The organism is Pseudomonas tehranensis (assembly GCF_014268615.1).
Taxonomy (GTDB): Bacteria; Pseudomonadota; Gammaproteobacteria; order Pseudomonadales; family Pseudomonadaceae; genus Aquipseudomonas; species Aquipseudomonas tehranensis.
Genome location: NZ_JABWQV010000305.1, coordinates 1 through 5,221, shown reverse-complemented (window position 1 = coordinate 5,221; position 5,221 = coordinate 1). Strand labels below are relative to the sequence as shown.

The window sequence follows — 5,221 nt, the reverse complement described above, 5'->3', positions numbered from 1 at the left end:
TGTGGGAGCGAGCCTGCTCGCGATAGCGGCCTGGCAGACACTATCGAAATATCAGGATCGCCCATGAGCTACCCCAACCCGAAACCCCGCATTGCCCTGATCGGCGAGTGCATGATCGAACTGCAGCAACGCGCCGATGGCAGCCTGCAACAAAGCTTCGGCGGCGACACCCTGAACACCGCTGTGTATTTGTCCCGCGCCCTGGGCGACAAGGGGGCGGTGGATTACGTGACTGCTCTGGGTGACGACAGTTTCAGCGATGCCATGTGCCAGAGCTGGGCGGCTGAAAATATCGGCCTGGACAGGGTTCAGCGCCTGCCCGGCCGCTTGCCGGGTTTGTATTGCATCCAGACCGACGCGGCGGGCGAGCGGCGGTTTTTGTACTGGCGCAACGAGGCGGCGGTGCGTGATTGCTTCACCACCCCGGCCGCCGCACCGATCCTGGCGGCGCTGCCGGACTATGACGTGCTGTACTTCAGCGGCATCACCCTGGCCGTGCTCGGCGAGCAAGGCCGCAGCAAACTCATCGAAACCCTGATCCAGGCCCGCCGGCGCGGGGCAGAGGTGGTGTTCGATAATAATTACCGGCCAAGGCTCTGGGCTTCGGTGGAGGCTGCCCGTGCGGCCTATCGCAGTGTATTGCCTTACGTGGAACTGGCGCTGCTGACGGTGGACGACGAACAGGCGCTGTTCGGTTATGCCGACAGCGATGAAGTGTTCGCCGCGTACGCGCAGCTAGGCACTTCGGAAGTGGTGCTCAAGCGCGGTGCCGAACCCTGTCTGATCTGTTGTGACGGTGAGTCTTTCCAGATTCCTGCGCGGCGGGTGGAGCGGGTGGTGGACACGACGGCGGCGGGGGATTCATTCAGTGCCGCTTACCTGGCAAGCCGTTTGCTGGGTGGCAGCCCGGTGGAGGCCGCCGAGGCTGGACACCTTCTCGCGAGCCGAGTCATCCAGGTGCCGGGGGCGTTGATGCCCAAGGACTGAAGGGGCCGCGAAGCACTTGTGGGAGCGAGCCTGCTCGCGATAGCGGTGGGTCAGCTTGCAGAAATATTGACTGTGCCGCCGCCATCGCGAGCAGGCTCGCTCCCACAAGAGCCAGGGTCAGGGTCAGTCCCGGTAAAACACCTGCACCAGGTGATACCCGAACTTGCTCTTGATCGGCCCATGCACCACCCGCAGGGGCTTTTTGAAGATCACGGCATCGATTGCACCGACCATCTGCCCGGGCCGCACTTCACCCAGATCACCGCCGCGTTTGCCCGAGGGGCAGGTGGAGTATTTCTTGGCCAGTACATCGAAGGCTTCGCCCTTGGCGATGCGTTGCTTGAGCTGTTCGGCTTCTTCGGCGGTTTTCACCAGGATATGGCGGGCTTGGGCTTTCATTGCAGCAGTGACCTGAACGGTGCGACGGGCCGGCGATTATGCCTCAAGTCAGGCGCCATGGTTGATCATCGTCCGAATCTTGTTCGCCAGCAGATCAAGGGTGAACGGCTTGGCAACCATGTCCATGCCCTGCTCGAGAAAGCCCTGGCGCTCGGCGGCTTTTTGCGCATAACCGGTCATGAACAGCACCTTCAGATCGGGCCGATGCTGACGGGCTATTTCCGCCAGTTGCCGGCCATTCATGCCTGGCAGGCCGACATCGGTCACCAGCAAGTCGATGCGCCGGCTGGAATCCAGTAGCGCAAGGGCGGCCTTGGCGTCCTGGGCTTCAAGGGCGGTGTAACCCAGGGAGTCGAGCAGATCGAGCACCAGCATGCGCACGGCCGGTTCGTCTTCGACCAGCAATACGGTTTCCCCGGCGATTGCGGCCGGCGCATTCTGCGCTACCGGCACCGCAGTCTGCTGGACAGACGCGACGTACAGCCGCGGCAGGTACAACTGCACCCGCGTGCCCTGGTCCGGCACACTGTCCAGGCTCAGCAGCCCACCCGACTGTTGGGCAAACCCGTAGATCATCGACAGGCCCAGGCCGGTGCCCTGGCCGATGGGTTTGGTGGTGAAGAACGGATCAAAGGCCTTGGCCAGCACGGAAGGAGTCATGCCGCTGCCGTTGTCGCTGACGGCAATCATCACGTAATCACCGGCCTTGACCGGTTCCAAGGCATTGAGGTCATCACGGTCGAGGTAGACGTTGGCGGTTTCGATAGTCAACTCGCCACCTTCTGGCATCGCGTCCCGAGCGTTGATCACCAGATTGAGCAGGGCGTTTTCCAACTGGCTGGCATCGGTGCTGACCGGCCACAGTTCATCGGCCAACTGCAGGCGCAGCACGATGTGATCGCCGGTGGTTCGGCTCAGCAAGTCTTCAAGTGAACGCACCAGGTCATTGGGGTCCAGCGGTTTGCGGTCCAGCGACTGGCGTCGGGAAAACGCCAGCAGGCGGTGCGTCAAGGACGCCGCACGGTTGGCCGAGGCGACCGCCGCTTCGGTAAAACGACCGATCTCGGCGGTGCGGCCGCTGGCAATGTAGCGCTGCATCAGGTCGAGGCTGCCGAGAATGCCGGTGAGCATGTTGTTGAAGTCATGGGCAATGCCGCCGGTGAGCTGGCCCACGGCCTCCATTTTCTGGGCGTGGCGCAGCGCCTCCTCGGCACGTTCGCGTTCGAACATCTCGTTTTGCAGGCGGTGGTTGGCTTCAGCCAGTTGCTGGGTGCGGGCGATGACGCGTTCTTCGAGCGTTTCGTTGAGGTTGCGCAGGGCCTCTTCGGTTTTCTTGCGCTCGGTCTCGTCGATCACAAAGATGTAGAAACCGTTCACCGCGCCGTCGGCCCCATGGCGCGGCAGGTAGTTGATCAAGGCATGGCGGGGGCGGCCGTCGCGATGATCCGATTGCGCGGTGAAGCTGCACGGCTTGCCTGCCAGGGCGCCGGCGATCTGCTCGGCGCGGGCGGCGTAGGCTGAGTCGCCGAGCACTTCGCGAATGGTCTTGCCGTAAAGCTCCTGGGGTGTCAGGCCATACCAGTCCAGATAGGCGCTGTTGTTGAGGCGAAAACGTTCTTCCCGGTCCACATAGCTGATGAGGATCGGCATGGCGTTGATGATCAGCTGCAGTTCGGTCTGGCTCTGGCGCAGGGCCTGCTCGGTACGCTTGCGTTCGGTCAGGTCCAGGGCCGCGCCGAGGAAGCGTTTGGGCCGACCGTGGCGATCCTTGTAGCAACGACCACGGACGAATACCCAGCGCAGTTCGCCGTCAGGCCGCAGGAGACGGTATTCCTCGGCGTACTCGGTGCCGTGGGTGATGCAATGCTTGATGCTGCGGGTGACCATGGCCCGGTCTTCAGGGTGCACGCCTTCAAGGTAGGCGCTGATGGGTAACTGGCGTGACAGGCTCGGATCGACGCCGTGCAGCAGTGCGAAATGCTCGTCGGCAATGAAACGGTCTTCGCTGATGTCCCAATCCCAGGTGCCGAGCGTGTCGGCGGCGGCCAGGGCCAGTTGCAGGCGTTCTTCGCTTTCCTGTTGGGCCTTGAGGCTGGCCTCTGAGCGTCGCTCGAATTCCAGGGCCAGGCGTCGACGTTCACCGGTCTCGATGGCAGTGACCAGAATCCCGGCCACCGCGCCGTCTTCGTCGTGCACGGGGCTGTAGGTCAGGTCCAGCCAGACATCGCAAAGGCGGCCGGCGAAGGGCACCCGCCAATGCTGATCGCGACAGGTGTGCGTGCGCCCTTGCAACACGTTGTGATAAATCGGCCCGCTCACGTCTTTGAGTTCGGGCCATGCTGAATGGGTCGGTTGGCCGAACGCCTGGGGGTGTTTGTCGCCAGTCAGTCGGGTAAAGGCGTCGTTGTAGAAATGAATCAACTGTGGCCCCCACAGCAGGGACATCGGCAGCGGCGAGTGGAGCACGATATCCAGGGCGGTACGCAGGCTCTGGGGCCAGGTTTGGGCAGTGCCCAGCGGGCTGTTGGCCCAGTCACGTCGGGCGAACAGGCTCTGTATGTCAATGCCGGCGGGTGTTGCGTTCATCACGCTAGCCCTGCAAATCGTGTCGCAGCCACGGTGTCTACTATCCTCTGAAGAAGGTAAGCGCGGGTTGGTCTGAAAGGTTTGTTCATCGGGTCAGCTTGTTTCATTGAAGTCTCGCGGAAGTCAATCAGGCCATGGAAATCGATCCCTTGTTACGCATCCTGGCGAGCCAGGATGGCTCCGACCTTTACATGTCCACCGGTGCGCCGCCGTGCGCGCGTTTCGAGGGGGTGCTCAAACCCTTGAGCAACCAGCCCTTCAAGGTTGGCGACATCGCCGGGCTCGCCGAGTCTTTGATGGACGCCGAACAGCGCCTTGAGTTCGATCGGGAACTGGAAATGAACCTGGCCATCTCCCTGGCCGGGGTCGGGCGGTTTCGCGTCAATATCTTCAAGCAGCGCAATGACGTGTCCATGGTGATCCGTAACGTCAAGCTGGACATCCCGCGGTTCGAGGACCTGAAACTGCCGAATGTGTTGCTGGACACCATCATGCAGAAACAGGGGTTGATGCTGTTCGTCGGTGCGACAGGGTCGGGCAAGTCGACCTCCCTGGCGGCGCTGATCGATTACCGTAATCGCAACAGCAGCGGCCATATCATCACCATCGAAGACCCGGTGGAGTATATCCATCGACACAAGAAATCGATCATCAATCAACGGGAAGTCGGTGTCGACACCCGCAGCTTTCATGCCGCCCTGAAGAACACCTTGCGCCAGGCGCCGGACGTGGTGCTGATCGGCGAAATTCGTGATCGCGAAACCATGGAGCATGCCCTGGCCTTCGCCGACACCGGGCATCTGGTGATCTCCACCCTGCATGCTCACAATGCCAACCAGGCGCTGGACCGGGTGATCAATTTCTTCCCGGAAGAACGCCGGCCGCAACTGCTCAATGATCTGGGCAACAACCTCAAGGCGTTCGTGTCACAACGCCTGGTGCGCACGCGTACCGGCCAGCGCCGAGCCGCGGTGGAGGTCATGCTGGGTTCGCCCACGGTGGCCGACCTGATCCGCCGCAATGAGTTTGGCGAGCTCAAGGGCATCATGGAAAAGTCAGAAGAACTCGGGATGCAAACCTTCGATCATGCCCTGTACAACCTGGTGGTGGAGGGCGCTATCGATGAGGAGGAAGCGCTGAAAAACGCCGACTCGGCGAACAACCTGCGGTTGCGGTTGAAGTTGCATGCCGAGTCCGACGCCGCGCCGCCGCCCGATCCGGCGGCGGGGGGGGGGGGGGTGGTGGGTTG

4 protein-coding genes are annotated in these 5,221 nt (G+C 62.2%); 2 read left to right on the top strand and 2 right to left on the bottom strand.

Features of this window, described 5'->3' with window-relative positions; translation table 11 throughout:
• Nucleotides 1-63 precede the first annotated feature (63 nt).
• On the top strand, nt 64-987 hold the full coding sequence (locus HU811_RS24570) for a sugar kinase (protein WP_186658589.1): 924 nt from the start codon (nt 64-66) through the stop codon (nt 985-987).
• 123 nt (nt 988-1,110) lie between these two features.
• On the opposite strand, the gene HU811_RS24565 is transcribed toward HU811_RS24570, so the two are convergent.
• On the bottom strand, nt 1,111-1,386 hold the full coding sequence (locus HU811_RS24565) for a peptidylprolyl isomerase (RefSeq protein WP_019690952.1): 276 nt from the start codon (nt 1,384-1,386) through the stop codon (nt 1,111-1,113).
• Nucleotides 1,387-1,434: 48 nt separating this feature from the next.
• Nucleotides 1,435-3,972 carry a PAS domain-containing hybrid sensor histidine kinase/response regulator family protein gene (locus HU811_RS24560; RefSeq protein WP_186658588.1) on the bottom strand — a complete coding sequence of 846 codons (2,538 nt, stop codon included), beginning with the start codon at nt 3,970-3,972 and terminating at the stop codon, nt 1,435-1,437.
• 134 nt (nt 3,973-4,106) lie between these two features.
• On the opposite strand from HU811_RS24560, the gene HU811_RS24555 reads away from it, so the two are divergent.
• Nucleotides 4,107-5,221: PilT/PilU family type 4a pilus ATPase (locus HU811_RS24555; protein ID WP_225248488.1), on the top strand; the 1,115-nt coding region annotated here is incomplete at its 3' end.